The sequence below is a fragment of the Limosilactobacillus reuteri genome (genome assembly GCF_002254085.1).
Classification (GTDB): domain Bacteria; phylum Bacillota; class Bacilli; order Lactobacillales; family Lactobacillaceae; genus Limosilactobacillus; species Limosilactobacillus reuteri_K.
The window spans coordinates 1-710 of the sequence record NZ_NGPY01000056.1 but is presented as its reverse complement, the minus strand read 5'-3'; the positions used below and the strand labels follow the sequence as shown (position 1 = coordinate 710).

1 protein-coding gene is annotated in these 710 nt (G+C 42.8%); it reads left to right on the top strand.

What is annotated here, in order from left to right; genetic code table 11:
- Window positions 1–625 (top strand): group II intron maturase-specific domain-containing protein (locus tag CBG10_RS09005; RefSeq protein ID WP_263851559.1); only part of this gene is annotated, 625 nt, incomplete at its 5' end.
- Window positions 626–710: the final 85 nt, after the last annotated feature.

Below are 710 nucleotides of genomic sequence, written 5' to 3'. Positions count from 1 at the left end.
TGGTCATCACTTTGTGCGCTATGCGGATGATTGTAACATCTATGTTAAAAGTCAACGAGCCGGAGAACGAGTAATGCGAAGCATTACCCAGTTTCTAGAAAAGCGCTTGAAAGTTAAAGTGAACCCAGATAAAACCAAAGTCGGTAGCCCGTTACGATTGAAGTTTCTTGGCTTTTCGTTGGGCGTAGACCACAATGGGGCCTACGCCCGTCCAGCTAAGCAATCGCAACAACGAGTAAGGAAAGCATTGAAGTTATTAACTAAACGTAATCGTGGAATATCTCTGACAAGAATGTTTGAAGAAGTTCACCGAAAAATGCGTGGGTGGCTTCAGTACTACTCAATTGGAAAACTAACTGACTTTATTCAACGCCTTGACAAGTGGTTGAGAGCCCGAATAAGGCAGTATATCTGGAAGCAATGGAAGAAGTTTAAAACTAAGGTAACTAACTTACAGAAGTTGGGGCTGTCCCAGCGTGATGCATATGTCTTCGCTAGTACCCGAAAGGGCTACTGGCGAACTGCACATAGTAAGACCTTGAGCTATTCTCTAACTAATAGAAAACTGGAACAACTTGGACTTATGAATATGTCCAAGACGCTCCAGTCAATTCAATGTGATTAAGTTGTCGAACCGCCGTATACGGAACCGTACGTACGGTGGTGTGAGAGGTCGATAATTGAAATAATCAATTATCTCCTACTCGATT